This is a genomic window from Buttiauxella agrestis (assembly GCF_900446255.1).
Taxonomy (GTDB): Bacteria; Pseudomonadota; Gammaproteobacteria; order Enterobacterales; family Enterobacteriaceae; genus Buttiauxella; species Buttiauxella agrestis.
Genome location: NZ_UIGI01000001.1, coordinates 1,308,862 through 1,335,327, shown reverse-complemented (window position 1 = coordinate 1,335,327; position 26,466 = coordinate 1,308,862). Strand labels below are relative to the sequence as shown.

Sequence of the window (26,466 nt, the reverse complement as noted above, 5' to 3'; positions counted from 1 at the left end):
CGTATACACTAAGTTGGCATTATTCACTCACCAAGGATTTCACATGGTCTATCAGGCAAATTCTGCGCGTTATGAATCAATGGAATATCGTCGTTGTGGGCGCAGCGGTTTAAAGCTCCCCGCTATTTCGCTGGGTTTGTGGCACAACTTTGGTGATAGCACGCTGCTGGAAAACAGCCGAGAACTGCTACACCGCGCGTTTGACTCAGGGATTACCCATCTTGATCTGGCGAATAACTACGGGCCACCGCCAGGGTCCGCTGAAGAAAACTTTGGTCGTATCCTGCGTGAAGATTTCCTTCCATATCGTGACGAGCTGATTATTTCGTCCAAAGCTGGCTATACCATGTGGGAGGGTCCATACGGTGACTGGGGTTCACGTAAGTATCTGATTTCAAGCCTTGAACAAAGCCTGAAGCGTATGGGTCTTGAATATGTTGATATCTTTTATCACCACCGCCCGGACCCGGAAACCCCGCTTGAAGAAACCATGCGCGCTCTTGATTCCGTCGTGCGCCAGGGCAAAGCGCTGTATGTCGGCGTGTCAAATTACCCGGCTGAAATTGCGGCTCAAGCCATTGATATTTTGAACTCTCTTGGCACACCATGCCTTATCCACCAGCCGCGTTATTCGATGTTTGAGCGTTGGGTTGAAGGCGGTTTACTGGATGTGCTGCAAGAAAAAGGAGTCGGCAGCATTGCCTTTTCACCATTGGCAGGCGGTCAGCTTACGGATCGTTATCTCGACGGGATTCCTGCGGATTCACGTGCAGCCAGCGGCAGCAAGTTCCTGAGTGCGGATCAACTGACCGAAGAGAAGCTGAAGAAAGTCCGAAAACTCAACGCCATTGCACAGCGGCGTGGGCAGAAGCTTTCGCAGATGGCACTGGCTTGGGTGTTGCGTGGCGACAAAGTCACTTCGGTGTTGATTGGTGCCAGTAAAATCAGTCAGATAGACGATGCAGTAGGCATGTTGGAGAACCGTCATTTTACCGCTGCTGAGCTGGCAGAAATCGAAGAAATATTAGTGTAACCGCTAACACAGGCTGATTTAATTTCCAGCTAAATTAGCAAAAAGTGCTCTCCCCTGCGAATTAGGAGTTGTGGCGATGAAACACTTAGTTACCACAACTTACTATACCGTTAACAAGCCGCTGTGGCGGTTATCGTATGTAGGGAGAGAGTATGTTCAGGTCAATAATTCTTGCGATTGCATTACTGGCATCAGCACCAATGATGGCCAATGCGGGCGAAATCACCCTGCTGCCGTCAATTAAGCTGCAAATAGGCGATCAAGATTATCGCGGTAATTACTGGGATGGCGGTGGCTGGCGCGACCGTGACTACTGGCGTCGGAATTACGAGTGGCGCGATAATCGCTGGCATCGCCATGACAATGGCTATCACCGTGGCTGGTACAAAGACCGTGGTCGCAATAGCTTTGAGAAAGGTTATCGCGCAGGCTGGAACGATCGTGACGATCATCGCGGACCAGGACGCGGCGGGCGCGGACATGGTCACGGCGGCGGTCATCGCCACTAAGATTTTACAACGGGAGCTTCGGCTCCCGTTTTTTATTGCATCTTTTTAAGGGCTACAGGCCTAACACCGTGCCAATCAGCAGCCACAAATTCAACGCGACGACGATGGCGACAATCACCCATCCGGTGATTCTCACGATTCGGGTATTGACCAAATCGCCCATCAATTTTTCATTGCTGGTGAAGATAAGCAGCGGAACCAGTGCCAGGGCAATACCGAAGCTGAGGAGCACCTGACTCATGACCAGAATTCTGGTCGGATCCAGCCCCATCAAAATGACAATGAACGATGGAGCCATGGTGACGGCGCGACGTACCCACAGCGGAATATAGAAGCGCACGAAGCCTTGCATCACCACCTGCCCCGCCAGTGTTCCCACCACGGTTGATGACAATCCCGCGGCAACAAGACTTAAACCAAAAATCGTGGCGGCAGAGTGGCTAAGTAAAGGTTCAAGCGTGAGGTACGCTTCGTCCAGGTCAGCCACTCCGGTGTGGCCCGAGAAGTGAAATGCGGCTGCCGCAGTAGCCATCATTGCCAGGTTGACGAATCCGGCAATGGTCATCGCGATGGCGACATCCCATTTAGTTGCTGAATACCTTTCGGCTCGATTACCACCGTGCAGGTGTTGGGTTAGCGAAGAATGTAAATAAATGACGTGCGGCATAATGGTTGCGCCGAGCACGCCTGCGGCAAGAAATACCGCTTCACTGGTCGGCAAGCTTGGAATCAACATTCCTTTCCCGAGTTCTACCAGTTTCGGCTGGGAGAAAATCAGCTCCACAATGTAAGCCGCCGCCACGAACAGCAGTAATCCGCCAATCACTTTTTCCAGCGGTTTCTGGCCGCGCCGTTGCAGCATCAGTATCAGGAAAGTCGCGATCCCCGTTAGCACCGCACCTTGTAGTAAAGAGACGCCGAGGATCAGTTTGAAACCTATCGCGGCACCGATGAATTCAGCAAGGTCAGTCGCCATGGCGATAATTTCAGCCTGTATCCAGTAAAGCCAAACCACCGGACGCGGATAATGGTCGCGAATCTGTTCAGCGAGATTTTTACCGGTTGCAATCCCCAGTTTTGCCGAAAGGATTTGGATAAGCATCGCCATGAAGTTGGCCCATACCACCACCCATAGCAATTTATAACCAAAGCTGGCGCCAGCCTGGATGTTGGTCGCAAAGTTACCGGGATCGATATAACCAATGGCAGCAATAAAAGCCGGCCCCATCAACGCCAGGCGTAATCTGCGCGCTGTGCGAGTACCACTATTTTCAACGCGACTGTTTGTCATCATCTGCCTCTGGAGATATAGCCTTTGCTATGTTTCAAGCTATCAAAAATGAGAATGATTATCAAATTCATTTGAAAAGTCATAGTCGATTACTGTGATAGACGGAAACAATAGTGAGGGAGTAGCAGTGGCGAATTTCGATCGCCTGTGAAAGAAGCCTGATTGCAGCAAGCACTATGTTAAAGATATGTGCGTTGACGCAACTTTTATGTTCTTTACTTAACATAGCAGAAATGTATGGTTGATCACTAATTTTGAGTTTGGTCACACGACATCATTATAGTGTGCGATTAGTCTCGTTTTCTTATTGCTTGTTTCATAGAATGTGCAACGAAATTAAACCTGCCTCATATTTGGAGCAAATATGTCCCGCGTTCTTCATTTTGTCTTAGCGCTTGCCGTGGTTGCGCTACTTGCTTTATTGCTGAGTAGCAACCGTAAGCAGATCCGCATTCGCTTTATCGTTCAACTGTTGGTGATTGAACTTATCCTGGCCTGGTTCTTCCTGAACTCAGAAATTGGTCTGGGCTTTGTGAGAGGTTTCTCAGAGATGTTTGAGAAACTGCTGTCATTTGCCAACGAAGGGACAAACTTTGTATTCGGTAAGATGAATGACGAAGGACTCGCCTTCTTCTTCCTGAAAGTGCTTTGCCCAATCGTCTTTATCTCCGCGCTGATCGGGATATTGCAGCACATCCGTGTTCTGCCGATTGTTATCCGCTTTATCGGTACCGTTCTGTCTAAAGTGAATGGTATGGGCAAACTGGAATCCTTTAACGCCGTAAGCTCGCTGATTCTGGGACAATCAGAAAACTTTATCGCTTATAAGGATATTCTCGGCAAGATGTCTCGCAACCGCATGTACACCATGTCCGCTACGGCCATGTCTACCGTGTCCATGTCGATTGTCGGTGCTTACATGACGATGCTCGATCCAAAATATGTGGTCGCAGCGCTCGTGTTGAACATGTTCAGTACCTTTATCGTACTGTCACTGATCAACCCTTACCGCGTTGATGAGAGCGAAGAAAATATCCAGATGTCTAACCTGCACGAAGGCCAAAGCTTCTTCGAAATGCTCGGTGAATACATTCTGGCAGGTTTCAAAGTTGCGATTATCGTTGCAGCGATGCTGATTGGCTTCATTGCCTTGATTGCAGCGCTGAACGCCCTGTTTGCTGCCGTCTTCGGCATCTCCTTCCAGGGCATTCTGGGTTACATCTTCTACCCTGTCGCCTGGGTTATGGGTGTTCCTTCCCACGAAGCGTTGCAGGTGGGTAGCATCATGGCCACCAAACTGGTTTCCAACGAATTCGTTGCAATGCTGGATCTGCAAAAACTGGCCGGAACGCTTTCCCCACGTGCGGAAGGTATCCTGTCTGTGTTCCTGGTTTCGTTTGCCAACTTCTCTTCTATCGGGATCATCGCGGGTGCGATTAAAGGCCTGAACGAAGAGCAAGGTAACGTGGTTTCTCGCTTTGGCCTGAAGCTGGTTTACGGCGCAACTCTGGTGAGTATTCTGTCAGCGTCTATCGCTGGTCTGTTCTTGTAATTCTCACAATAAAAAGCCGGGGCAATTTGCCCCGGCTTTTTTATGCCTGAATGTCTTCATCCTGCCAGCACACCTGATTTCTCCCACGCTCTTTCGCCCGGTACATTCGCATATCAGCCCGCGCCTGTATTTGGTCTAACGTGTATTCAGGAAACTCACTATGTGAAGTCACGCCCAGCGATGCCGTAACAGGCAAGGATGAACCGTCCTCAAGAATCATTTCAGAAGACTCAAGCTCCCACTTAATTCGTGTCGCAACCATAATCCCTGCCTTGAGATCGGAATTCGGCAAGTAAATACAGAACTCTTCCCCGCCTATACGCCCCAAAATGTCCTGGTTACGGATAGCACGCTGAATACGTTGAGTGGCATGCACCAGTACATTGTCACCGACCAAATGCCCGTAGACATCATTCACATTCTTGAAGTGGTCGAGATCCAGTTGTACTAGCGTGTAATCCACATTGTCCGACATGATTTGCGAGGTTTTAGCGAAGAATCCACGTCGGTTAAGCGCCCCGGTTAAATCATCGTGTAGGGCATGATGCTGCATTTCCCGCTGCAATCCCCCCATGTTTCTTACCAGACGGCAAATCACGCTGTGTGAACCCAGCAGGAAGAGTACAAAGATGAGCCACATCGTCACCAGCAAGATACTGAATCGACCAAACTCTTCATGTAAACCCTGGCTAAGGCTCTGGGTACCCACAAGAATCGAGCGCGTCCCACTCATTTCACCAAAAGTGATGAACACGGTTCCTGCGCGCAACGTACCCCGCGATTTTTCGGTCAACATTTTGCGAATGGTCGCTATCTGCTGTGCATTTAACTGAAAGCCGTTTTCCATCCCCGCGACTTTGGTCAGCGGGTTAAGTTGCTCGTCAAAGAGTTGATAGGCACTTTGTGTCCCTTCAGGTAGCGAACTGGATACAAAATTCTGAATCGACTCGTTGCTGAATGCGATTCCCAGAAGCCCTATCCATTCGCCACGAAAATCAACTGGAATTGCACCATTAATCAGTGTGTCGTTAGTTTTGGCGATGTTCTGGCGCGTCCAGAAAGGCTCGCGTAGCGGGTTCAATAATGGCGATGCCAACACGAAACTGCCCTGTTTCTCATGCGGGTTATAACTGTCAATCAGCAGCGAGTTAACCTGCTGCGATAAAGAGACAATAAACTCACCTTCGCGCGAGATGTAATACAGATCGGCAATCAGATCGCTTCCTCTGGAGGCTAGCGGGAAAAGCCCCTGAATTTTACGCAATGCATTCAGCTCTTGCCGAACTTCCAGTGGCTCCAGTTCGTCCTGAAAAGATTCATTTTTGGAGACACTATCAGGTAGAGGCAATTCGCCTATCCAAAGCGGAGTCTCGACGACACCGCTGTTGGTGTCCCATGGCGCAGTAACGCTGCCAGGAAACATCGGATCATCCATAGCTTCAAGAAAGATGTGCCTTAAGTAGCGAAGGTTATCCATTTTGTACTGCGCCCGGCTTTCTATTCGCGCAATCACACTTTCCAGATGACTAAGTTGGCTGGTGCGGTATCCCTGGCTAAAGAGTTGTCCTTGCTGCCAGAATAGAACCGTAGTCAAAACAAATACAAAGATGAAGCATAAATGGATAACACGCAGTGTGTTCACCATCGGTAAGCGGAACCGATTCGCTAATGAAGTGCTCACAAATAAACCCTTTGTTCAAATGCTTGCCACATACTCTTACCCTGGATAGTTCTGCGCGGTAAGAGGCTCTGGTTTGCCAATCAGATACCCTTGTAAAAACTCTACACCCAGCTCAAATAACAACGCACGCTGTTCTTCGGTTTCCACAAACTCTGCTACAACAATGAATTCTCTGGCTCGCGCCATATCGCATATAGACTTAACGATTAAGGGATCAAGCGCGTCAGTTGTAATGTCTTTAATGAAACAGCCATCGATTTTTAAGATATCTGCCTTAAGTCTTTTGAGCCGTTCGTAATTAGCATAACCGGTGCCAAAATCATCAATAGCAATTTTAAACCCATTCTCGCGCAACAGCATGATGTTCTGCATTGAGGTTTCGGAGTTTGAAAACGCCTGCTCTTCAGTGACTTCAATAATCACACTGCAGGTGGACACCTGAAATTGAGTGAACAGAGAAACAATCTTTTGAGCGATATCCTTTTGCATCAGCGTCAATGGCATCAGATTCACGGAAAAACGCGGCAACTCACTCTCATTTGGATGGAGATAGAGGAAATTAACCAGCTTCTTCATCACTAACATATCGAAGCGCGTGCTAAGGTTAAATTCAGCAATGACAGGAATAAACTTATCCGGGGTAATTAATTCATCGTTAAAAATGATGCGGCTCAGTATTTCCTGATAACCCTTGCCAGCTTGATTAACAATAGGCTGCGCATAAAGTACAACGGCGTCTTCATCATCCAGCGCCCGTTTGATTTTTTGCAGCAACAAAACGCGCTCTGTTGTCTTATCTGAAACATCTTCAACGCGTGTATTCAGGCTAAGCACACACATTGATTCACTGGCTTGATCCGCGAGATAACTTAATTGGCCTAACGTCCGGTGTAACTCATCAAGACTGTCGTCAATAACGCTATAAGAAGCACCGTACTCAATCTCAAGCATCGTATTATGCCACTTTATTTTTTTGCTATTGAGTAGCTCGACAATATGCTCAAGACGCGCATCGGTATGCTGACCACGAAGAAATATTAATAACTCACTTCCTGGCAATTGAAAGACTTGCTCACCTTGCTGTAAGAAAGGGGTTATCTGGCTGGTGACGATACGCTTACAATGAATACGCATCATCATGCCGTAATGACGACTCAGAAACTCAAGATTAGACAAACGCAGGCAGCAGAGCGTCCCTTCCGGGTAACTTTGCACATGATATTCCAGTGCGCGTAAATTAGGTAATTGCGTGAGTGGATCGGTTAAGGCTTGCGAGTGATAAATGCGTTTCATCCACTCATTTATCTTAAACATCATCGTCATGTATAACATGCAGACTGAGAAAGAGATGAAAACAGAAAGGATAAATGACAGGGCAAATTCAGTATTGACCCCGTAAAGAAAACCATCGTTATACGTCAGCAATAACCAGGCAGAAATCCCCCACAGCAGCCCCATAAGACGAGGGCCAAAATGACGAATCCCCAACGTAAACAGCACAAAAATCATAGGCACCAGATACCCTGAAACCTGCAAAACGCCCCATGAAGAGCAAAGCACGACCATCAGGGTAAACAGGCACAGCATCCAGGTGAAAGAATATAAACGACGCGGCCCCACAAAATCTCGCATCACGCAACGACGCCAAAATGCACGAGCGTAGTGTGGGTTCAGGATCATTCTTAGTGGGTAATAAAACACGACGGTAAAGATAAGCGATGCCGCAACCAGATTTTGGAAATCCACCACCATAAATATGAGTGAGTTATGTCCAAAATAAGGGGCAAGTTTCGCTGGAACAGAAATGTAATGCCCGGTCAGATACATCAGCAATTTAATGCTAAAAGGGGCGATAAAACCGAGCCAGAATATTCTAATTCCTACGCCTTTATCGGACAGCGCGTGACGCCAGCGCTTCCCCAGATAATAACGGGTCACCAGGCTACAAACGGCTATGGGAAATATTAAGCTAAAGGTAAAGGCGAGTAACGCAGGAGTGGCTAAATCCAGACTGTAAGAAAAGGTTACAATGGAGGCTATTATCAAAGGAATAATCGCCAGTCGGCCATAGAGAAACACCATGGCAATCATAAAACTTGCAGGAAGATACGCTAAATAAGTGTGTTTACCATCAATAATGGTTGAAGGAGAAAGGTAACGAGAAAGAGGTAAAAGCAAAAGACATAAAACCAGTGCGGTGAGCGATTTTTTGATTATTATTGGAAATGTCATAAGCCCTGGAGTGGATATTTTATCATTGCTAAAAGCATTATTCGGTGACAAAGAATACGTTTATTTATTAAACAAATCAAGTTGACGTATTATTACATCCCTTTCAATTCATTGCCTTTTAATACAACACAACAAAGCGAAATAGTTTGATATATTCACATTGCGAATAAATCACATTCAACTATTCATTTAGGGGCTGAATAAAATCCCCTTCGACACAAAATAACAACAAAATATACGAACGTATAAAACAAAAAACCCCCGCCATCAGGCGAGGGTTTCGTATTTTGGTGGAGCTAAGCGGGATCGAACCGCTGACCTCTTGCATGCCATGCAAGCGCTCTCCCAGCTGAGCTATAGCCCCACGAATGGGTTCGGGTTAAACGGTACAAATCTTGCTGGTAAAGATTTGGTGGAGCTAAGCGGGATCGAACCGCTGACCTCTTGCATGCCATGCAAGCGCTCTCCCAGCTGAGCTATAGCCCCATACCGTAAACACCTTGTCGTGTCGACGGGCGGCATCATATGAAACCCGTTCAATAGTGTCAACGGCAAATTCTGCTTCTGCGACTAATCGCCGAAAAAGCAAACAATACGGGAAATCCCAATTGCTTCTCATCGTACGGTAGTTAATCCTGTCACAGTTTCCAGTAAAATGATCCCCTAAAATGAACCACTAATAACCCTTTTGAATTTAAGGAAAAACTGTGCTCAAGGAACGTATGACCCCGGAAGAGCTGGCGATGATTACTGGTTATAGTCGCCAAACAATCAACAAATGGGTAAGAAAAGAAAGCTGGTTAACGACTCAAAAACCCGGCGTTCAGGGTGGTAAGGCGCGCCTGATTCATGTGGATGAGCGTGTTCGCGAGTTTATAAATAGTGCTAAACGCATTTCAGAAAAACCAGGCAATTATCACGTTAATGATTCGTCGCTGGAAGGTTTGCTGTTGAATGCACTCAAGCAAATGTCGATAGCGGAGCAAGAAAAAATGTCAGCGTTGCTGCTGCGAGAAGGGATTGCAGGGGTTTTGAAACGTTTAGGCATTCGTGATGAGTAAGACGATGAATGTTAAAAAGCCGGCATAGCCGGCTTTGTTCGCTTTACTGTTGTGCTTCGCGTGTAGCGATAAATTCCAGTGCCTGGTTGATACGGGCGATGGAACGCTGTTTACCAATAGCGTGAACTGTCACATCCAGACCAGGTGACTGCCCTGCCCCAGTAACAGCCACACGCAGCGGCATGCCGACTTTGCCCATCCCAACTTCCAGCTCATCAGCCGTTGCCTGAATCGCATTATGGACATTTTCAGCAGTCCAGTCGGTTAACGCAGCCAGTTTGTCACGCACCACTTCCAGCGGCTGACGAGCAACCGGACGCAGGTGCTTCTTCGCAGCGTCTGCATCAAATTCGCTAAAGTCTTCATAGAAATAACGGCACGTTTCCGCCATCTCTTTCAAAGTTTTGCAGCGATCGCCCAGCAGTTTCACCAACTCAGCCAATTCCGGCCCATTGCGGGTATCAATATTTTGCTGCTCGATATGCCATTGCAGTTGGGTCGCAACATATTCAGGTGCAAGATGATTAATGTAGTGGTGGTTCAGCCACTGCAATTTCTCAGTATTGAATGCGCTGGCAGATTTGCTGACGGAATCGAGCGTGAACAGGTTGATCATCTCTTCGCGAGTAAAGATCTCCTGATCGCCATGAGACCAACCCAAACGCACAAGATAGTTCAGCAGGGCTTCTGGCAGATAACCCTCATCACGATACTGCATGACGCTAACCGCGCCGTGGCGTTTAGACAGTTTTTTACCGTCGTCACCGTTAATCATAGAAACGTGCGCGTAAACTGGAACCGGCGCATTCAACGCTTTCAGGATGTTAATCTGACGCGGAGTGTTGTTGATATGGTCTTCCCCACGCACCACGTGAGTAATTTGCATATCCCAGTCATCCACAACCACGCAGAAGTTATAGGTCGGGGAACCATCGGTACGGCGGATGATCAAATCGTCGAGTTCCTGGTTGCTAAACTCGATTGGGCCACGAATCTGATCGTCGAAAATAACAGAACCGTCTTGCGGGTTGGCAAAACGCACCACGCAAGGTTCGTCGGCTGCGTGATGCTCATGACCGTGACGGCAGCGGCCGTCATAGCGTGGCTTGTCGCCATTCGCCATTTGTTCTTCACGCAACGCTTCAAGACGTTCTTTAGAGCAGTAGCATTTGTATGCAGTACCGGCTTCCAGCATTTCATCAATGACCGCGTTATAACGATCAAAACGTTTGGTCTGGTAGTACGGACCTTCATCCCACTCAAGACTCAACCAATTCATGCCATCCATAATAGCTTCGATAGCTTCAGGGGTTGAACGCTCAAGGTCAGTGTCTTCTATACGCAGCACAAACTCGCCGCCGTGGTTACGAGCAAAAAGCCAGGAGTAAAGAGCAGTACGAGCACCGCCAACGTGCAAATAGCCTGTTGGGCTTGGCGCAAAACGAGTTTTGATTTTCATTGAACGGCCTTAATTACGCAAAAATGCCGAAAAACCGGCAAATGCCAGGAAATAAAGAGTGGGCAACATTCTACCACTGTGCGCTGATTCCTCAATGTCGATACCTTTATCTGTCAGCAATCCGCATATTCTGGTGACAAATCAATCACCCATGGATATTTATCGATCGCGTTGATTATTTTTACGACGAACGAACGAAATCTTTAGAAAAGGCGTTGACTCATTTTCAACTCTCCCTATAATGCGACTCCACACAGCGGGGGTGATTAGCTCAGTTGGTAGAGCACCTCCTTTACACGGAGGGGGTCGGCGGTTCGAGCCCGTCATCACCCACCATTCATTAGTGAGTGATACCGCAGTGTGTAGTCGTTAAGAAGTACAGTAAGAGATAAGATTTGGGTGATTAGCTCAGTTGGTAGAGCACCTCCTTTACACGGAGGGGGTCGGCGGTTCGAGCCCGTCATCACCCACCATTATCTACTCTTGCAATCGTAGTACCGAAGTTTGGGTGATTAGCTCAGTTGGTAGAGCACCTCCTTTACACGGAGGGGGTCGGCGGTTCGAGCCCGTCATCACCCACCATTCGGGGCGTTAGCTCAGTTGGTAGAGCAGTTGACTTTTAATCAATTGGTCGCAGGTTCGAATCCTGCACGCCCCACCAATGTAGAAAGGCGCCCTAAAGGCGCCTTTTTGCTATGCGCGATTTACCCACTCTTTCCTCTCAAGATTTATCCACATCAGGCCGATAACTGCTCTAATCAATCCTTCAAGGAACTATTATGAGTAGCACTATCAACACATCAACACCTTCACCGCAAACAAGCAGCACGGCTTCCAAAAGCTCCGGCGGCAACGATCTGGCGTCACAAATCACCCGCATCACGCAGCAAATCACCAGGCTGACACAACAAGCGAAAGATATTGCTAACGGCAGCGGGACAACCGAAGAAAAACAAAAGCAGCAAGAGTTGATTCAGGCGCAAATTAAAATGCTCCAGGCACAGCTTGCGCAGCTACAGCGCCAGCAAGTAGAACAGGCTAAGCAAAAGCAGGAACAGCAGCAGTCCAGAGTTGAAGGCGTGAATAAACCGTCTGAAGAGCATCAGATTGATATCTATATCTAATCGTGGTTAAAAAGTGGGTCGCCTGATCGGGCTGCGGTTAACTGCTGCGCCTGGTGGCGAACCACCTGCCAGATAGCTTCCGCTGCTCGTGACAGGGAACGATTTTTACGTCGCACCAGCATTAATTGCCTGTCCACGACCGGAATAAGCGGCCTGACAACCAGCGGGCGTCCCTGGGGCAGAGGCAATGCCAGCGCGGGAAGTACGCTGATGCCAATCCCTGCTTCCACCATAGGGAAAAGTGTTGCCGGGTGGCCTATCTGTTGAACAATATTGGTCTCAATACCCTGACGTAACAACGCATCATCAATCAGCGGACGGCTTCCCGACGCGTAATCCTGTAGTACCAGATTTGCACCTTGCAGCGCCTGCCAGGGGACCTGCTCCTGAGCCGCTAATGGATGGTCATTGCGGCACAGCAGTAAAAACGGCTCTGAAAGCACCGCCTCACAGTCCAGATCGCTCGCCTGAATCGGGTCGATAACCATGCCAAAATCCACTTCCCCCTGATATATGCTTTGCAACACCCATTGCTGAGGGCGGTCGTGAAGCACAAATCGAATCGCGGGAAACTCAAGTGCCGCAGCGGCTATCGATTGTGGCATCAAATGAGCAGAAATCGTCTGGCTTGCAGCAACACGCACCGTTCCGCTTAACTGATGCCCTACACTGCGCGTATCCAGTAAAGTGCTGGTTAATTCTTCCAGCAGGCGTTCGAGGCGCGCAGCCAGTTGCTGGCCTGCTTGCGTCAACACCACTTCTCGCGTGGTGCGATCCAAAAGTTTCACGCCAATTTCGCTCTCAAGCTCTTTCACGCTGTGGCTGACGGCTGACTGGCTCAGGCCAATTTGCTCCCCTGCCCGACTAAAACTTCCGGCATGAGCGACCGCGACAAAGACTTTTAACTGACGTAGTGAATAATTCATTTAATAAATTCATCAATGCATTCAATAAATCAATTTTATTTCTAAAAGCAATAAAAGCACAATGCCTTATCAAAAGTTTGAGGAATGATGATGAAACTCTTTCGCGTACTTGACCCTTTCACACTGACACTGATAGTGACTGTCTTGCTGGCGTCTTTCTTCCCTGCCCAGGGAAGTTATGTTGGCTTTTTTGAAGGACTGACGACGGCTGCCATCGCGTTACTGTTTTTTATGCACGGTGCAAAGCTTTCCCGTGAAGCGATAATTGCAGGCAGTAGCCACTGGCGTTTGCACCTATGGGTGATGTGCAGCACGTTTGTGTTGTTCCCCGTCCTGGGCGTGTTGTTTGCGTGGTGGGCGCCGGTGAATGTCAGCCCTGAAATTTATACCGGCTTTTTATATCTGTGTATTTTGCCCGCCACGGTGCAATCGGCCATCGCATTTACCTCTCTTGCCGGGGGGAACGTTGCGGCGGCAGTGTGTGCGGCCTCTGCGTCCAGCCTGCTCGGTATTTTCCTGTCACCGCTATTGGTTGGCATGGTCATGCATGTCCATGGCGCGAGCGGCAGTTTGCAGCAGGTTGGCAGCATCATGTTGCAGCTACTGGTGCCATTCGTGGCGGGACATCTGTCACGCCCGTTGATTGGTGACTGGGTTGCGCGCCACAAAAAGTGGATTGGCAAAACCGATCAAACTTCAATACTGCTGGTGATCTACACGGCATTTAGCGAAGCCGTAAGGCATGGGATTTGGCATAAAGTGGGTATTGGCTCGCTACTCTTTATTGTGGTCGTGAGCCTGGTATTGCTGGCGATTATTATCAGCGTCAATATGTTTGTCGCCAGACGTCTGGGCTTTAGCAAAGCGGATGAGATTACGATTGTGTTCTGTGGCTCGAAAAAGAGCCTGGCGAATGGTATTCCAATGGCGAATATTTTATTCCCGGTCGCAAGCGTAGGGATGATGGTGCTGCCGCTAATGATCTTCCATCAGTTGCAGTTAATGATATGTGCGGTGCTCGCTCGTCGTTATCAGCAAGAAACAAAAGTGGCAGCCAAAGCTGCCACTGAAAACGCATAGTAAATCGTAATTATCTTTTGAGGGGCTTCACCAGCCCCTCCAATCCTTCGGTCTTAATCAGCAAAGTCAGCCGCATCAGCTCGCCAAGATGGCCCTGTGGGAACTCGTCTTTGCGAGCAAACCACAGCAAATACTCTTCTGGCACATCAATCAGCACGCGACCTTTATACTTGCCAAACGGCATGACGGTATTGGCAATCTCGATAAGCTGCTCTTTATCCATCTCACGCACCTAATAAGCGAATCATTTCCGCTTCATCGATAACTTCAATACCCAGCTCTTGCGCCTTGACGAGCTTCGAACCAGCAGCTTCACCGGCAATCACCAGGTCAGTTTTCTTCGACACGCTGCCAGCAACTTTAGCGCCCAATTCAATTAAACGAGCTTTGGCGTCATCACGGGACATAATGCTTAAGGAGCCCGTCAGAACCACGGTTTTGCCAGCAAACGGGCTGTCGATTTCTTCGGCGTTAATCACGACGGGAGCCGGCCAGTGAACGCCTGCTTCTTCGGTCAATTGGCGGATAACTTCGCGATTACTTTCCTCGGCGAAAAAGTTGAACACGTGCGTTGCAACCACGATGCCGACATCAGGTACTTTTTGCAATTCTTCTATAGAAGCCGCTGTCAGCGCCTCAAGCGTGCCAAAATAAGTGGCTAAACCCGCGGCTGTCGCTTCGCCAACTTCACGAATACCTAACGCATACAGGAAACGGGCGAAAGTCGTTTCTTTCGATTTCGCAAGTGCATCGACGACGTTTTGCGCCGACTTTGGCCCCATACGATCCAGGCCTGTCAGTTTTCCAGCGGTCAGTTTGAAAAGATCTGCGGCGGTATGAACGTATTCTTTTTCAACGAGTTGATCGATTATCTTGTCGCCCATGCCATCAACATCCAGCGCACGACGCGAGACAAAGTGCTTAAGCGCTTCTTTGCGCTGCGCACCGCAAATCAAACCGCCCGTACAGCGGGTGACGGCTTCGCCTTCGACTCGTTCAACATCCGAGCCGCAAACCGGGCAATGTACCGGGAAGACGATTTCCGTCGTATTTTCCGGGCGCTCAGACTCCACCACGCCGACAACCTGCGGGATAACATCCCCGGCGCGACGAATCACCACGCGATCGCCGATTCTTAACCCCAGGCGCTCGATTTCATCAGCGTTATGCAATGTGGCATTGCTAACCAGTACACCCGCAACCTGCACAGGTTCCAGTCGTGCAACGGGGGTAATGGCGCCAGTACGGCCCACCTGGAATTCGACGTCACGGACAAATGTCATTTGCTCCTGGGCGGGAAATTTAAATGCCACCGCCCAGCGCGGTGCGCGGGCAACAAAACCCAGAGTCTCTTGCAGAGCAAGTGAGTCCACTTTGATAACTACACCGTCGATATCAAAACCTAAAGTCGGGCGCTCTGCCTCAACCTGGTGATAAAACGCCAGGACTTCTTCTGCTGTATTGCAAAGACGAATGCGATCGCTTACCGGCAATCCCCACTCTTTGAACTGCTGTAATCGCCCGTGATGGCTGGCGGGTAATTCGCCACCTTCGAGCACGCCAACGCCATAACAGAAGAAAGTTAATGGGCGTTTGGCGGTAATTCGCGGATCAAGCTGGCGCAGGGATCCTGCCGCCGCATTTCGCGGGTTAGCAAAAATTTTCCCCCCGGTGCGACGAGCTTCTTCGTTGATCTTCTCAAAGCCAGCTTGCGGCAGGAAAACTTCACCGCGCACTTCGAGGCGGCGAGGGATGTTCTCACCGCGTAATCTCAGAGGAATGGCGCGAATAGTACGCACATTAGCCGTAATATTTTCGCCGGTCGTACCGTCACCGCGCGTCGCGGCGCTAATCAGCACACCATCTTCATACAACAGGCTTACCGCGAGGCCATCTAACTTTAACTCACAGCAAAAAGTCACCGCTTCGGTGCTCTTTAAACGGTCCTGAATCCGTTTATTAAATGCGAGGTAGCTCGCCTCATCAAACACGTTATCAAGCGACAGCATCGGAACTTCGTGGCGAATCTGAGTGAATTCGCTTAGCGGTGCCGCCCCAACGCGCTGGGTAGGTGAATCAGGGGTGATTAAATCAGGATGCGCTTCTTCTAAAGCTCGCAACTCCCCCATCAGGCGGTCGTATTCCGCATCAGGGATTTCTGGGTTATCAAGCACATGATAGAGGTATTCATGATGGCGAAGCGTGGTTCGCAGTTGAGTAATTTGTTGTTCGATTGTGTCCATATCGCACCATCAATATAAAAAACCCCCGACATGCGGGGGCTTAGGGGAAAACATGTTCAGGATGAATTCTAGTGGCTCGCGTTAGCTTCAACCACTTCGCGGATACGGTCCTGATACTCACGCATTTTCTGCGGCGTCATCATACGGCGTTGGTCATCAAGCACCACACCACCGACTTCATCAGCAATATGCTGAGCTGACTGGAGCATCAACTTAAAGTTCTGCGTCGGGTCGCCATAAGACGGCACCTGCATGAAGATTGTCACGCCAGGCGTTGCAAAATTCGTCATGCTTTCAGGGTCAAACGAACCAGGCTTAACCATATTCGCGAGGCTAAACAGAACCGGGCCGCTACCATCAGGACTGAGGTGACGGTGGAAAATGTTCATTTCGCCAAAGATAAAGCCCGCTTGCTGAATACTGTTTAACAGCACATCGCCGTTAATCATGCTGCCAGCGTGCGCCGAAACGTTCAGTACAATCACCGTCTCTTTAAGACGAGCTGGCGCTTCAGGAACCGGAGCAGGTTGTGCAACCACAGGCTCTGGCGCAGGTTCAGCATGCTGAACCATGGGCTGTTGCACAGGTGCTTGCGGAGCCACTGGCTGCGGTTGCTGTGCAATCGGCTGTTGAACAGGCTGCTGTACGGGTTGATGAACAGCTGGCTGATGTACTGGCGCAACAGGCGCTTCCTGACGCGGTGCTACCGGTTCAGGTTGACGCACAGGTGCACTCTGACGCGGCTCAGCGGAAGCGTAAGGCGGCTCGTACTGATGTTGAGGCGCTTGCGGCTGACGAGGCATTTCTGTCTCGCGACTCGCTGTTTCCGGCGCAGGGTTAACCCGACGCACACGCACCTCACCTACTCCATCATCTTGCTCATCGTCAGCCTCGTCGTCATCCGACTCGTGTTCGTCACGCTTAGACTTCATGCGCTTCATTGGACGATCACGAAAAACGGATGAACGCTCTTTACGACTCGTCCACAGACCGTGAACCAGTAAGGCTATTATGGCGATCGCGCCAACAATGATTAATATCAGACGCAAATCCTGCATCATTATATTCTCTGTTGTTCTAACACCTTGCCACCGCGGCAAACATTTACTCACTAAGAGTATTTGCCCATCTGCTCAAGTGCAAGTGCGCACACGGTTTTCTCAGCATAAAGATGTACCGAAATCGATTTTTTGCTGTTTTTTCGACCATTTCCTAATAAGTTTTTCTCCTGGCAGTCAGTTATGATAGCTCTGCACGTTAAAGCAAAGCCGAAAAAGGAGTTCGTTAAGATTATGGTTTCACCTTCAGGAACCGTGCCACGCAGTGGCGTTTATTATTTTTCACAGGGTTGGAAGCTGGTGCGTGAGCCTGGAATCAAGCGATTCGTGCTCATGCCGCTGATCGTCAATATATTGTTGATGGGTGGCGCATTCTGGTGGCTGTTTACCCGCCTGGATGTCTGGGTTCCGACTCTTCTTTCCTACGTGCCAGACTGGCTACAGTGGTTGAGCTATCTCATTTGGCCACTGGCGGTAATTTCTATCTTGCTGGTGTTTGGTTATTTGTTCTCAACCATTGCCAACTGGATTGCTGCCCCATTTAATGGATTGCTGGCTGAACAACTTGAAGCGCGCCTGACTGGGGCGACTCCGCCGGATACTGGCCTGGCTGGCATCATGAAAGATATTCCGCGCATCATGAAGCGCGAATGGCAAAAACTTGCCTGGTATCTGCCACGCGCGCTGGTGCTGCTGGTGCTGTATTTCATTCCGGGTATAGGCCAAACCGTTGCACCTGTTTTGTGGTTCCTATTCAGTGCCTGGATGCTGGCAATTCAGTATTGCGACTATCCGTTCGATAACCATAAAGTGCCTTTCAAAGAAATGCGCCTCTCACTTCGCGAGAAAAAAATCATCAATATGCAGTTTGGCTCGCTGGTCAGTCTGTTTACGCTGATTCCCTTCCTGAACCTGGTCATCATGCCGGTTGCCGTCTGCGGCGCTACCGCGATGTGGGTTGATTGTTATCGCCCCAAACATGCCATGTGGAAGTAATTTATCAGGAGCGGCTTATGCTGCTCCTTATTCCTTCTGGCTTCTGCTTATTTCCCTTCTACATATAGATATGCGATTTCTTTACTTCCGCATAACTTCTAAGCAGGTATGCTGATGAGGTTTCCCAAATTTCATACAGTTAAGGACGGGTTATGAGCAAGATCTATGAAGACAACTCTCTGACTATCGGTCATACGCCGCTGGTTCGACTGAACCGCATTGGTAACGGGCGCATCCTGGCGAAAGTCGAGTCCCGTAACCCGAGCTTTAGCGTTAAATGCCGTATCGGGGCCAATATGATTTGGGATGCCGAGAAACGCGGTGTACTCAAGCCAGGCGTTGAGTTAGTCGAGCCAACCAGCGGCAATACCGGTATTGCACTGGCGTATGTTGCTGCAGCACGTGGCTACAAACTGACGTTGACCATGCCTGAAACCATGAGTATTGAACGCCGCAAACTGCTGAAAGCACTGGGTGCCAACCTGGTACTGACAGAAGGCGCGAAAGGCATGAAAGGTGCGATTCAGAAAGCGGAAGAAATCGTTGCCAGCGACCCAGAAAAATTCCTGTTACTGCAACAATTTAGCAACCCAGCTAACCCAGAAATTCACGAAAAAACCACTGGCCCAGAAATCTGGGAAGATACCGATGGCGAAGTAGATGTGTTCATTGCTGGTGTCGGCACTGGCGGCACGCTGACTGGCGTTAGCCGTTATATCAAAAACACCAAAGGCAAAACTGACCTCATCAGCGTGGCCGTTGAGCCAACCGATTCTCCGGTTATTGCTCAGGCACTTGCAGGGGAAGAACTCAAACCTGGCCCGCACAAAATCCAGGGTATCGGCGCAGGTTTCATTCCTGGCAACCTCGATCTCAAGCTTATCGACAGAGTTATCGCCATCACCAACGACGAAGCTATCTCCACTGCACGCCGTTTGATGGAAGAAGAGGGCATTCTTGCTGGAATTTCATCCGGTGCAGCCGTTGCTGCTGCTTTAAAACTTCAGGAAGATGAAGCGTTTACCAACAAAAACATTGTGGTTATACTGCCTTCCTCCGGGGAGCGTTATCTGAGTACTGCCCTGTTCGCCGATCTTTTCACTGAAAAAGAGCTGCAACAGTGATGCCCGTCAGGTAAAAATGTGTAAAAAAGCACCCGAAAGGGTGCTTTTTTGTGGGGTTCGTCAAACTTTTGGCTACCCTGCCATTGCGTCGCCCTGTCAGGTCTGGTATCTATCCAGCAAATTATTTTGATGCGCGAAATTAATCGGAATGTGAGCTAGATCTGCTGAATCGATTTAACGATTTGGTGCAAAATCACATTTCACGGCATAATGATTAATGACGAGCGAGCCGCTAAGCGCATGGTGAATGCCAGAGCACATTTCGCGGTTCCCGAAAGCATCCTGTGTCGCGTACAGTGTGACGTCGACGCTAACTATACAGGCTAAAGTTTTGCCACCAGGCTAGACTTTAGTTCCACAACACTAAACCTATAAGTTGGGGAAATACAATGTTCCAGCAAGAAGTTACCATCACCGCTCCAAACGGTCTGCATACCCGCCCTGCTGCTCAGTTTGTTAAAGAAGCTAAAGGCTTCACTTCTGAGATCACTGTGACCTCCAACGGCAAAAGCGCTAGCGCGAAAAGCCTGTTCAAACTGCAAACTCTGGGCCTGACTCAAGGTACAGTAGTGACCATCTCCGCTGAAGGCGAAGACGATCAGAAAGCAGTTGAGCATCTGGTAAAACTGATGGCTGAACTCGAGTAAGTTCTGGGTTCTTCGTAAATATCAGTCACAAGTAAGGTAGGGTTATGATTTCAGGCATTTTAGCATCCCCGGGTATCGCTTTCGGCAAGGCACTTTTGCTGAAGGAAGATGAAATTGTCATCGACCGGAAGAAAATTTCTGCCGACAAAGTTGCGCAGGAAGTTGAACGTTTTTTAAGCGGGCGCGCTAAAGCGTCATCGCAATTAGAAGCGATCAAAATTAAAGCTGGCGAGACCTTCGGTGAAGAAAAGGAAGCTATCTTCGAAGGCCACATTATGTTGCTGGAAGACGAAGAGCTTGAGCAGGAAATCATAGCCCTTATCAAAGATAAGTTAGTGACTGCTGATGCAGCGGCTCACGAAATTATCGAAGGCCAGGCCATCGCGCTTGAAGAATTAGACGATGAATACCTGAAAGAACGTGCGGCTGACGTACGCGACATCGGTAAACGTCTGCTGCAAAATATTCTGGGTCTGGCAATTATCGACCTGAGCGCTATTCAGGATGAAGTTATCCTGGTCGCTAAAGATTTGACTCCGTCTGAAACCGCACAGCTCAACCTGCAAAAGGTGCTGGGTTTCATCACTGATATCGGCGGCCGCACCTCCCACACATCCATCATGGCGCGTTCTCTTGAACTGCCAGCGATCGTTGGTACGGGTAGTGTTACCAGCCAGGTGAAGAACGGCGATTACCTGATCCTCGATGCTGTTAACAATAAAGTTTACGTTAACCCAACCAACGACGAGATCGAAGCCCTGCGTGCTGTACAGCAACAGGTTGCTTCTGAGAAAGCTGAACTGGCAAAACTGAAAGACCTGCCAGCAATCACTCTCGATGGTCATCAGGTAGAAGTCTGCGCAAACATCGGTACTGTTCGTGATATCGACGGTGCAGAGCGCAATGGTGCAGAAGGTGTAGGTCTGTACCGTACAGAATTCCTGTTCATGGATCGTGATTCACTGCCAACTGAAGATGAGCAGTTCGCGGCGTACAAAGCTGTTGCTGAAGCCTGTGGCTCACAAGCTGTTATCGTACGTACCATGGATATCGGTGGCGACAAAGAGCTGCCGTACATGAACTTCCCGAAAGAAGAAAACCCGTTCCTGGGCTGGCGTGCAATCCGTATCGCGATGGATCGTAAAGAGATCCTGCACGCTCAAGTACGCGCTATTCTGCGTGCTTCTGCTTTCGGTAAATTACGCATCATGTTCCCAATGATCATCTCTGTTGAAGAAGTGCGTGCACTGAAAGCAGAAATTGAAATCATGAAGGCGCAGCTGCGTGAAGAAGGTAAAGCGTTTGACGAAACTATCGAAGTTGGCGTGATGGTAGAGACTCCGGCTGCGGCCACGATTGCTCGCCACCTGGCTAAAGAAGTCGACTTCTTCAGTATCGGTACCAATGATCTGACGCAGTACACCCTGGCAGTTGACCGTGGTAATGATATGATTTCGCATCTTTACCAGCCAATGTCACCGTCTGTACTGACTCTGATTAAGCAAGTTATTGATGCTTCTCATGCAGAAGGTAAATGGACCGGTATGTGTGGTGAGCTTGCAGGCGACGAACGTGCTACACTTCTGTTGCTGGGTATGGGTCTGGACGAATTTAGTATGAGTGCCATTTCTATCCCGCGCATTAAGAAGATTATTCGTAACACGAACTTCGAAGATGCGAAGGTGTTAGCAGAGCAAGCTCTTGCTCAACCGACAACGGACGAGTTAATGACGCTGGTTAACAAGTTCATTGAAGAAAAAACAATCTGCTAATCCACCGGATGCGGCCCAATTTACTGCTTAGGAGAAGATCATGGGTTTGTTTGATAAACTGAAATCTCTGGTTTCTGATGATAAAAAAGACACCGGAACCATTGAGATTGTTGCCCCACTTTCTGGCGAAATCGTCAATATTGAAGATGTTCCAGATGTGGTTTTCGCCGAGAAGATCGTTGGTGATGGTATTGCAATTAAACCGACTGGCAACAAAATGGTTGCTCCGGTTGACGGCACCATCGGTAAAATCTTCGAAACTAACCATGCTTTCTCTATCGAATCTGATAGCGGCATTGAGCTGTTCGTCCACTTCGGTATCGACACTGTTGAACTGAAAGGCGAAGGCTTCAAACGCATCGCAGAAGAAGGCCAGCGTGTTAAGAAAGGCGACGTAGTTATCGAGTTCGATTTGGCCCTGCTGGAAGAGAAAGCGAAGTCTACCCTGACTCCGGTTGTCATCTCCAACATGGACGAAATCAAAGAGCTGATCAAACTGACTGGTAGTGTGACTGTGGGCGAAACCCCAGTCATCCGTATCAAGAAGTAAGAATTACGTAGCAGGGCATCTCCCTGCAATGATTAGAAAACCGGAAATATCCATTTCCGGTTTTTTTTCGTCAGTTTCTGGTACTCAATCTTAGGCGCGGAGATATTCGACCCTATATTCCCCCGACCCTATCTCTGCATACCCACTATTCCCTAACTTCTTAAAGGTCATATCTTGTGCCGACAGTAGCTCTTTTAAACCCGAAAGTTTGATGGTGGCATGCGTGTTATGTGCAACCTTGACCTTCAACGTCACGATTTCCCCAGCACTGCTCTCTTTCACTTTCCAATTCACTTTAATTTCACCAAAAACCGAGTCATAAGCCGCATCAACCCAGTCAACACCTCCACCAATCGTCGGTGCTATTATCACATGCTTAAAGCCCGGTTCATCGGCGTCAGCCTCAATCCCCGCCACGGAACGATAAAGCCACTCCCCTACTGCGCCATAAGCGTAATGGTTAAACGAGTTCATATCCGCGCTCCACATTGAGCCATCGGGCTTCATTCCATCCCAATGCTCCCAAATGGTCGTTGCTCCAGCTTTTACCTGATATAGCCATGACGGGAAATCATCCTTAAGCAGCAGTTCCCACGCCTCTTTTTCTCGCCCATTTTGGCTTAGTGCATGGCAAAAATAGGGGGTTCCTACAAACCCTGTCACCAGATGGCCATCATGTTCACGCAGTAGTTCAACCAACGTATTTACCGTGCGTTCTTTGAAGACCTCTGGTACCAGATTAAAATAGAGAGCCAGAATATGTGCAGTCTGCGTTCTGGCCGCCAGCCTGCCTGACGGTGTGAAAAACTCATCCTGAAAACGCTGAACAATTTGCAGGTATAAGGCGCTATAGCGCTCAAAATCCTCTGTACGATTGAGTGCTTTGGCAGCCTGGCTAAACAACTGCGTGGAGTAAGCAAAATAAGCCGTGCAGACAAGGTCCGTCGGCGTCGCGCCGAAATAACTTCCCTCTTTGGCATCTAGCGCAACCCAATCGCCAAACTGCAATTTGTAACGCCAGACCAGCTTCTCTGAATGCGTGAGCATAAAATCCACCCAGCCTTTCATGCTCTGGTACTGGTTTTCCAGGACGCGAGTGTCGCCATACATCAGGTACATCGTCCACGGATTAATAACCGCAGCATCTGCCCACGCCGCTGCTGAATGTGTTCCCCCCTCGGCAAGGTTGATATCATTCGCGCAATGCCCGGTGAGAATATCGGGAATGACGTGTGGCACACCGCCTTCTGGCGTCTGGTCGTGTTGGAGATCCCGGAGCCATTTTGCAAAGAAATTACGCGTGTGCATCAGGTAGCTGGCCGTGCGGCAAAATATTTGCGCATCCCCCGTCCAGCCCAGTCTTTCATCGCGTTGCGGGCAGTCGGTCGGCACATCAATAAAGTTCCCTTTTAACCCCCACAGAATATTGTGGTGAAGCTGGTTTAAATCTTCGTTTGAACAATTGAAATGCCCGGTTTGGGCCATATCCGAATGCAGCACCACGGCTTTGAAATTCTCAGGGCTTACCTCTCCAGGGTAACTTTCGACTTTAACGTAGCGAAAACCCTGGTACGTAAAGCGAGGGTGATAAACCTCCGTTGTCTCACCTTTTAAAACGTACTCAACACGCTGTTTCGCTGAACGCAGATTATCCAGGTAGACATTCCCCTGAGCATCCAGTGTCTCGAAATGGCGCAGGACAACTTTGTCACCCCGTTTACCGTTCACGCTGAATTCCACCCAACCACTCAGATTTTGCCCAAAGTCGATAACCGTATCCCCCTGCGGCGTGGTGATAATCGAGGTGGGTTTTAGCGCGTCAATTCTTTTTACTTTGCAGGCAGCCTGCGCGGTGAGCACTTTTTTATCATAAGAAATGAGGCTAGCAGACCGCCAGCGAGCGTCATCAAAGCCAGTGTTGTTCCAGCCCTCACGCTCAAGGCTCGCATCACAGGTTTCACCGTCATAAATCTCAGAGAACAGAATCGGTGATTCTTCACCCCGCCAGGAATTATCAGTCACCACGATCTGCCGGGTTCCATCCTCATAATGAATGACTAACTGGCAGATAAGTGCAGTTTGTTCGCCGTAATAATTCCTGTCACGGGTAAAGCCCATATCGCCTTTATACCAGCCAGCCCCTAGCTCGGCCCCAATAACGTTATCACCCGGCTTGAGTTTCTCACTCACATCGTAGGTTTGATAAAGCAAATGATTGTGGTAGCTCGTCCAGCCGGGCGTCAATTCATCATTACCGACTTTGTTACCATTGAGATAAAACCGGTAAAGCCCTAAAGCAGAGACATGTAAATATGCTGAAGCAACCGCGCACCCTTTGTATAGTGAAAAGTCTTTTCTTAATAATGTGACTTTAGAATTGTCTTTATCAGCGGGATCTTCGGCAGAAATAAAATCACCTGACCACGGGGTATCCAACATCCCGGTAATAAGTTCTGCACTGGTACTCCAAGGGCTTTCCTCTCCATGGTTATCTTTAATTTTTACACGTACAAAATAACGCGTTGATGAATGCAATAAAATCTCGTTAATATTCACATTCACTGAGGCGTCACTGATGACTACTCCACTATCAAATAAAATAGTATCGAAATATTTATCACCACTCACCTGTAACTGATAACAAACTTGCTTCACATTCCTTTGATTGCTTTCAATCTCCCAGCCGATAACAGGGAATTTATCAACTCCCGATAAAGATAACTCATAGTCAAGCGTGACCTTTTTGACTGACAGCATAATGACAGGCTCCTTTAATCATTCCATTTTATACAAACCGAATATTTATTTCGTCTGAATGGCTTCGACAGATAATGCAGAGGTATTAGAATGATTTTCCATCACCAACTCACCTTCACTGGAAAATTCATTTCTTTGCTGGCGGTGGAAACACAACCAGCCAATAAACATGCCGAGGGCGACAGTTGAAGAAAGAATGATGTATAACGCCACCGGTCCGGCATCGAGCAACACCGGGGTTACAAAGGCTAATAATGCGCACGATAAACGTGCTATGCCTACAATGGCACCCTGTGCCGTTGAACGTAACATGGTCGGGAATGATTCTTGTGACCACACTTTCATAATACCTTCAAATGCCATGCCACTACCGATGGCGGTAAATAAAAGGAAGCAGAACCAGGATGCTGCCGAGAAATTAAGTATTACTGGCATGAAGAAACCGCCGGCAAAAAAGAGTGCACCAATAATAAACACCGGCATTCTTTTTGAGGTATCCACTATTTTCATAAATAATAAACCGGACAATACCCCCACCGGCATCAGTAACAAATTCCAGAGCGAGTTTTGTTCAACCGTAATACCAACTACATTTACGGCAACATAAGTTCCGAATTGACCGCCAGTATTTGCCGCAAGATTCACCAGCGTATAAAAAAAACATAATGCCACGAATGGCCATAAATACTTTCCTTGCAGCAAATCTTTAAACGAGGACTTTTGTGCGCGAATTGTTGCCGCCCCGCGACGATTCTCATCACGAGCAAGCAACCACATTGGTGATTCAGGAATAGTCCGGCGCAACAGCAGTAATACAACGGCGACTACACCGACATGGAGATACATAATTTGCGCCCCCAATTGTCCCCAGCCCCCGACGACGGCTGAAATACCCATCGTGGTGCTGATACCTACCAGCCATAGCAGATTGGATAACCCAATAATCTTGCCACGGTTTTTATCACTGGCAGCTTCTGCAATGGTCGCCAAAGAAACCGGCAAATCCGCGCCTGTCGCCAGGCCAACAAAAATCGTCCCCGTGAATAAAACAACAAAGGTTTTGCCAAATGCCAGCATCAGCGATCCAAAAAAAATCATTGCCATGGTGGAAATAAAGACTTTACGTCTGCCGAGTCGGTCACCCAGCCTGCCGCCTAAAAATGCTCCAATAGCAATACATAGGGTGAGTACCCCCGAAAGTACGCCAATATCAGTCGACGTAATGCCAATAGCTTTCTGATAAATAACCAGTGCGGTGCCATTGGAAACAATCGCTGCCGAGTCGATATATGAGGCCATGCCAGAAACACCCCCTATATACCAGGGATTAATGGCTTTTGTTTTATCCATAATATTATCTCCATTGAATTA

At 48.7% G+C, this 26,466-nt stretch carries 22 protein-coding genes and 6 tRNA genes; 15 read left to right on the top strand and 13 right to left on the bottom strand.

Translation table 11 applies throughout. The annotated features are described in order from the left end of the window. Positions 1 to 43: 43 nt before the first annotated feature. Complete coding sequence (gene mgrA, locus DY231_RS06305; protein ID WP_115627672.1) at positions 44 to 1,033, top strand: L-glyceraldehyde 3-phosphate reductase; 990 nt, start codon at positions 44 to 46, stop codon at positions 1,031 to 1,033. Positions 1,034 to 1,185: 152 nt separating this feature from the next. Continuing rightward, the gene (locus DY231_RS06300) at positions 1,186 to 1,542 is read left to right on the top strand and encodes a DUF2502 domain-containing protein (RefSeq protein ID WP_115627671.1); all 357 of its coding nucleotides are present in this window, start codon (positions 1,186 to 1,188) and stop codon (positions 1,540 to 1,542) included. 52 nt (positions 1,543 to 1,594) lie between these two features. Here DY231_RS06300 and DY231_RS06295 read toward each other — a convergent pair whose 3' ends face one another. Together DY231_RS06295 and DY231_RS25675 are read right to left on the bottom strand one after the other, a co-directional pair. Beyond that, a complete protein-coding gene (locus DY231_RS06295; RefSeq protein ID WP_034497437.1) occupies positions 1,595 to 2,833 on the bottom strand; it encodes an Nramp family divalent metal transporter in 1,239 nt (412 codons plus the stop codon). Further along, positions 2,833 to 2,904, bottom strand: coding sequence for a hypothetical protein (locus tag DY231_RS25675; RefSeq protein WP_440898612.1), 72 nt, complete (start codon positions 2,902 to 2,904; stop codon positions 2,833 to 2,835). Before DY231_RS25675 ends, DY231_RS06295 begins: the two co-directional genes overlap by 1 nt. A gap of 293 nt (positions 2,905 to 3,197) precedes the next feature. Here DY231_RS25675 and DY231_RS06290 point away from each other — a divergent pair, with 293 nt between their 5' ends. Further along, on the top strand, positions 3,198 to 4,385 hold the full coding sequence (locus DY231_RS06290) for a NupC/NupG family nucleoside CNT transporter (RefSeq protein ID WP_115627670.1): 1,188 nt from the start codon (positions 3,198 to 3,200) through the stop codon (positions 4,383 to 4,385). A 40-nt stretch (positions 4,386 to 4,425) separates the two neighbouring features. Here DY231_RS06290 and DY231_RS06285 read toward each other — a convergent pair whose 3' ends face one another. From DY231_RS06285 to DY231_RS06270, 4 genes are all read right to left on the bottom strand, one after another. Continuing rightward, entirely contained in the window at positions 4,426 to 6,066 is a 1,641-nt protein-coding gene (locus DY231_RS06285) for a diguanylate cyclase (RefSeq protein ID WP_115627669.1), read from the bottom strand. Positions 6,067 to 6,102: 36 nt separating this feature from the next. Next, complete coding sequence (locus DY231_RS06280) at positions 6,103 to 8,349, bottom strand: EAL domain-containing protein (protein WP_305954885.1); 2,247 nt, start codon at positions 8,347 to 8,349, stop codon at positions 6,103 to 6,105. 237 nt (positions 8,350 to 8,586) lie between these two features. Continuing rightward, positions 8,587 to 8,662, bottom strand: a tRNA-Ala gene (locus DY231_RS06275). A gap of 46 nt (positions 8,663 to 8,708) precedes the next feature. Continuing rightward, positions 8,709 to 8,784 (bottom strand) — tRNA-Ala (locus DY231_RS06270). A gap of 221 nt (positions 8,785 to 9,005) precedes the next feature. On the opposite strand from DY231_RS06270, the gene DY231_RS06265 reads away from it, so the two are divergent. Next, positions 9,006 to 9,359: a YfeC-like transcriptional regulator gene (locus DY231_RS06265; protein ID WP_034497446.1), complete on the top strand. Its 354-nt coding sequence runs from the start codon at positions 9,006 to 9,008 to the stop codon at positions 9,357 to 9,359. Positions 9,360 to 9,402: 43 nt separating this feature from the next. Here the strand turns inward: DY231_RS06265 and gltX are convergent, their stop codons facing one another. Then, a complete protein-coding gene (gene gltX, locus DY231_RS06260) occupies positions 9,403 to 10,818 on the bottom strand; it encodes a glutamate--tRNA ligase (protein ID WP_115627667.1) in 1,416 nt (471 codons plus the stop codon). Between the two features lie 260 nt (positions 10,819 to 11,078). On the opposite strand from gltX, the gene DY231_RS06255 reads away from it, so the two are divergent. The 5 genes from DY231_RS06255 to DY231_RS06235 all read left to right on the top strand — a co-directional run bounded on the left by DY231_RS06255 (position 11,079) and on the right by DY231_RS06235 (position 11,942). Next, positions 11,079 to 11,154: transfer RNA gene (locus tag DY231_RS06255), tRNA-Val, on the top strand. A gap of 61 nt (positions 11,155 to 11,215) precedes the next feature. Continuing rightward, positions 11,216 to 11,291, top strand: a tRNA-Val gene (locus tag DY231_RS06250). A 33-nt stretch (positions 11,292 to 11,324) separates the two neighbouring features. Then, a tRNA-Val gene (locus DY231_RS06245) sits at positions 11,325 to 11,400 on the top strand. Between the two features lie 3 nt (positions 11,401 to 11,403). After that, positions 11,404 to 11,479, top strand: a tRNA-Lys gene (locus DY231_RS06240). A gap of 118 nt (positions 11,480 to 11,597) precedes the next feature. After that, a complete protein-coding gene (locus DY231_RS06235; protein ID WP_115627666.1) occupies positions 11,598 to 11,942 on the top strand; it encodes a FlxA-like family protein in 345 nt (114 codons plus the stop codon). On the opposite strand, the gene DY231_RS06230 is transcribed toward DY231_RS06235, so the two are convergent. Then, positions 11,939 to 12,868: a LysR family transcriptional regulator gene (locus DY231_RS06230; RefSeq protein ID WP_115627665.1), complete on the bottom strand. Its 930-nt coding sequence runs from the start codon at positions 12,866 to 12,868 to the stop codon at positions 11,939 to 11,941. The two genes, DY231_RS06235 and DY231_RS06230, sit on opposite strands and share 4 nt — an antisense overlap. A 90-nt stretch (positions 12,869 to 12,958) precedes the next feature. Here DY231_RS06230 and DY231_RS06225 point away from each other — a divergent pair, with 90 nt between their 5' ends. Further along, positions 12,959 to 13,948 carry a bile acid:sodium symporter family protein gene (locus DY231_RS06225; RefSeq protein ID WP_034497473.1) on the top strand — a complete coding sequence of 330 codons (990 nt, stop codon included), beginning with the start codon at positions 12,959 to 12,961 and terminating at the stop codon, positions 13,946 to 13,948. 10 nt (positions 13,949 to 13,958) lie between these two features. Here DY231_RS06225 and DY231_RS06220 read toward each other — a convergent pair whose 3' ends face one another. The 3 genes from DY231_RS06220 to zipA all read right to left on the bottom strand — a co-directional run bounded on the left by DY231_RS06220 (position 13,959) and on the right by zipA (position 17,252). Further along, complete coding sequence (locus DY231_RS06220; RefSeq protein WP_034497476.1) at positions 13,959 to 14,171, bottom strand: DUF3820 family protein; 213 nt, start codon at positions 14,169 to 14,171, stop codon at positions 13,959 to 13,961. A gap of 1 nt (position 14,172) precedes the next feature. Further along, positions 14,173 to 16,191 carry an NAD-dependent DNA ligase LigA gene (ligA, locus tag DY231_RS06215; protein ID WP_115627664.1) on the bottom strand — a complete coding sequence of 673 codons (2,019 nt, stop codon included), beginning with the start codon at positions 16,189 to 16,191 and terminating at the stop codon, positions 14,173 to 14,175. 68 nt (positions 16,192 to 16,259) lie between these two features. Beyond that, positions 16,260 to 17,252 (bottom strand): cell division protein ZipA, encoded by a 993-nt coding sequence (gene zipA, locus DY231_RS06210; protein WP_218568331.1) that lies wholly within the window; start codon positions 17,250 to 17,252, stop codon positions 16,260 to 16,262. A 231-nt stretch (positions 17,253 to 17,483) separates the two neighbouring features. On the opposite strand from zipA, the gene cysZ reads away from it, so the two are divergent. The 5 genes from cysZ to crr all read left to right on the top strand — a co-directional run bounded on the left by cysZ (position 17,484) and on the right by crr (position 22,338). Further along, positions 17,484 to 18,245 (top strand): sulfate transporter CysZ, encoded by a 762-nt coding sequence (gene cysZ / locus DY231_RS06205; RefSeq protein ID WP_115631777.1) that lies wholly within the window; start codon positions 17,484 to 17,486, stop codon positions 18,243 to 18,245. Positions 18,246 to 18,397: 152 nt separating this feature from the next. Then, complete coding sequence (cysK, locus tag DY231_RS06200) at positions 18,398 to 19,369, top strand: cysteine synthase A (protein WP_034497484.1); 972 nt, start codon at positions 18,398 to 18,400, stop codon at positions 19,367 to 19,369. 389 nt (positions 19,370 to 19,758) lie between these two features. Further along, positions 19,759 to 20,016, top strand: coding sequence for a phosphocarrier protein Hpr (gene ptsH, locus DY231_RS06195; protein ID WP_034459025.1), 258 nt, complete (start codon positions 19,759 to 19,761; stop codon positions 20,014 to 20,016). Positions 20,017 to 20,060: 44 nt separating this feature from the next. Next, the gene (gene ptsI, locus DY231_RS06190; RefSeq protein ID WP_034497487.1) at positions 20,061 to 21,788 is read left to right on the top strand and encodes a phosphoenolpyruvate-protein phosphotransferase PtsI; all 1,728 of its coding nucleotides are present in this window, start codon (positions 20,061 to 20,063) and stop codon (positions 21,786 to 21,788) included. A gap of 40 nt (positions 21,789 to 21,828) precedes the next feature. Continuing rightward, entirely contained in the window at positions 21,829 to 22,338 is a 510-nt protein-coding gene (crr, locus tag DY231_RS06185; RefSeq protein ID WP_034459029.1) for a PTS glucose transporter subunit IIA, read from the top strand. A 90-nt stretch (positions 22,339 to 22,428) separates the two neighbouring features. Here crr and DY231_RS06180 read toward each other — a convergent pair whose 3' ends face one another. Together DY231_RS06180 and DY231_RS06175 are read right to left on the bottom strand one after the other, a co-directional pair. Then, entirely contained in the window at positions 22,429 to 25,095 is a 2,667-nt protein-coding gene (locus DY231_RS06180) for an alpha-L-rhamnosidase (protein ID WP_115627662.1), read from the bottom strand. Between the two features lie 45 nt (positions 25,096 to 25,140). Then, positions 25,141 to 26,445, bottom strand: coding sequence for an MFS transporter (locus DY231_RS06175; protein ID WP_115627661.1), 1,305 nt, complete (start codon positions 26,443 to 26,445; stop codon positions 25,141 to 25,143). Between the last annotated feature and the right edge of the window lie 21 nt (positions 26,446 to 26,466).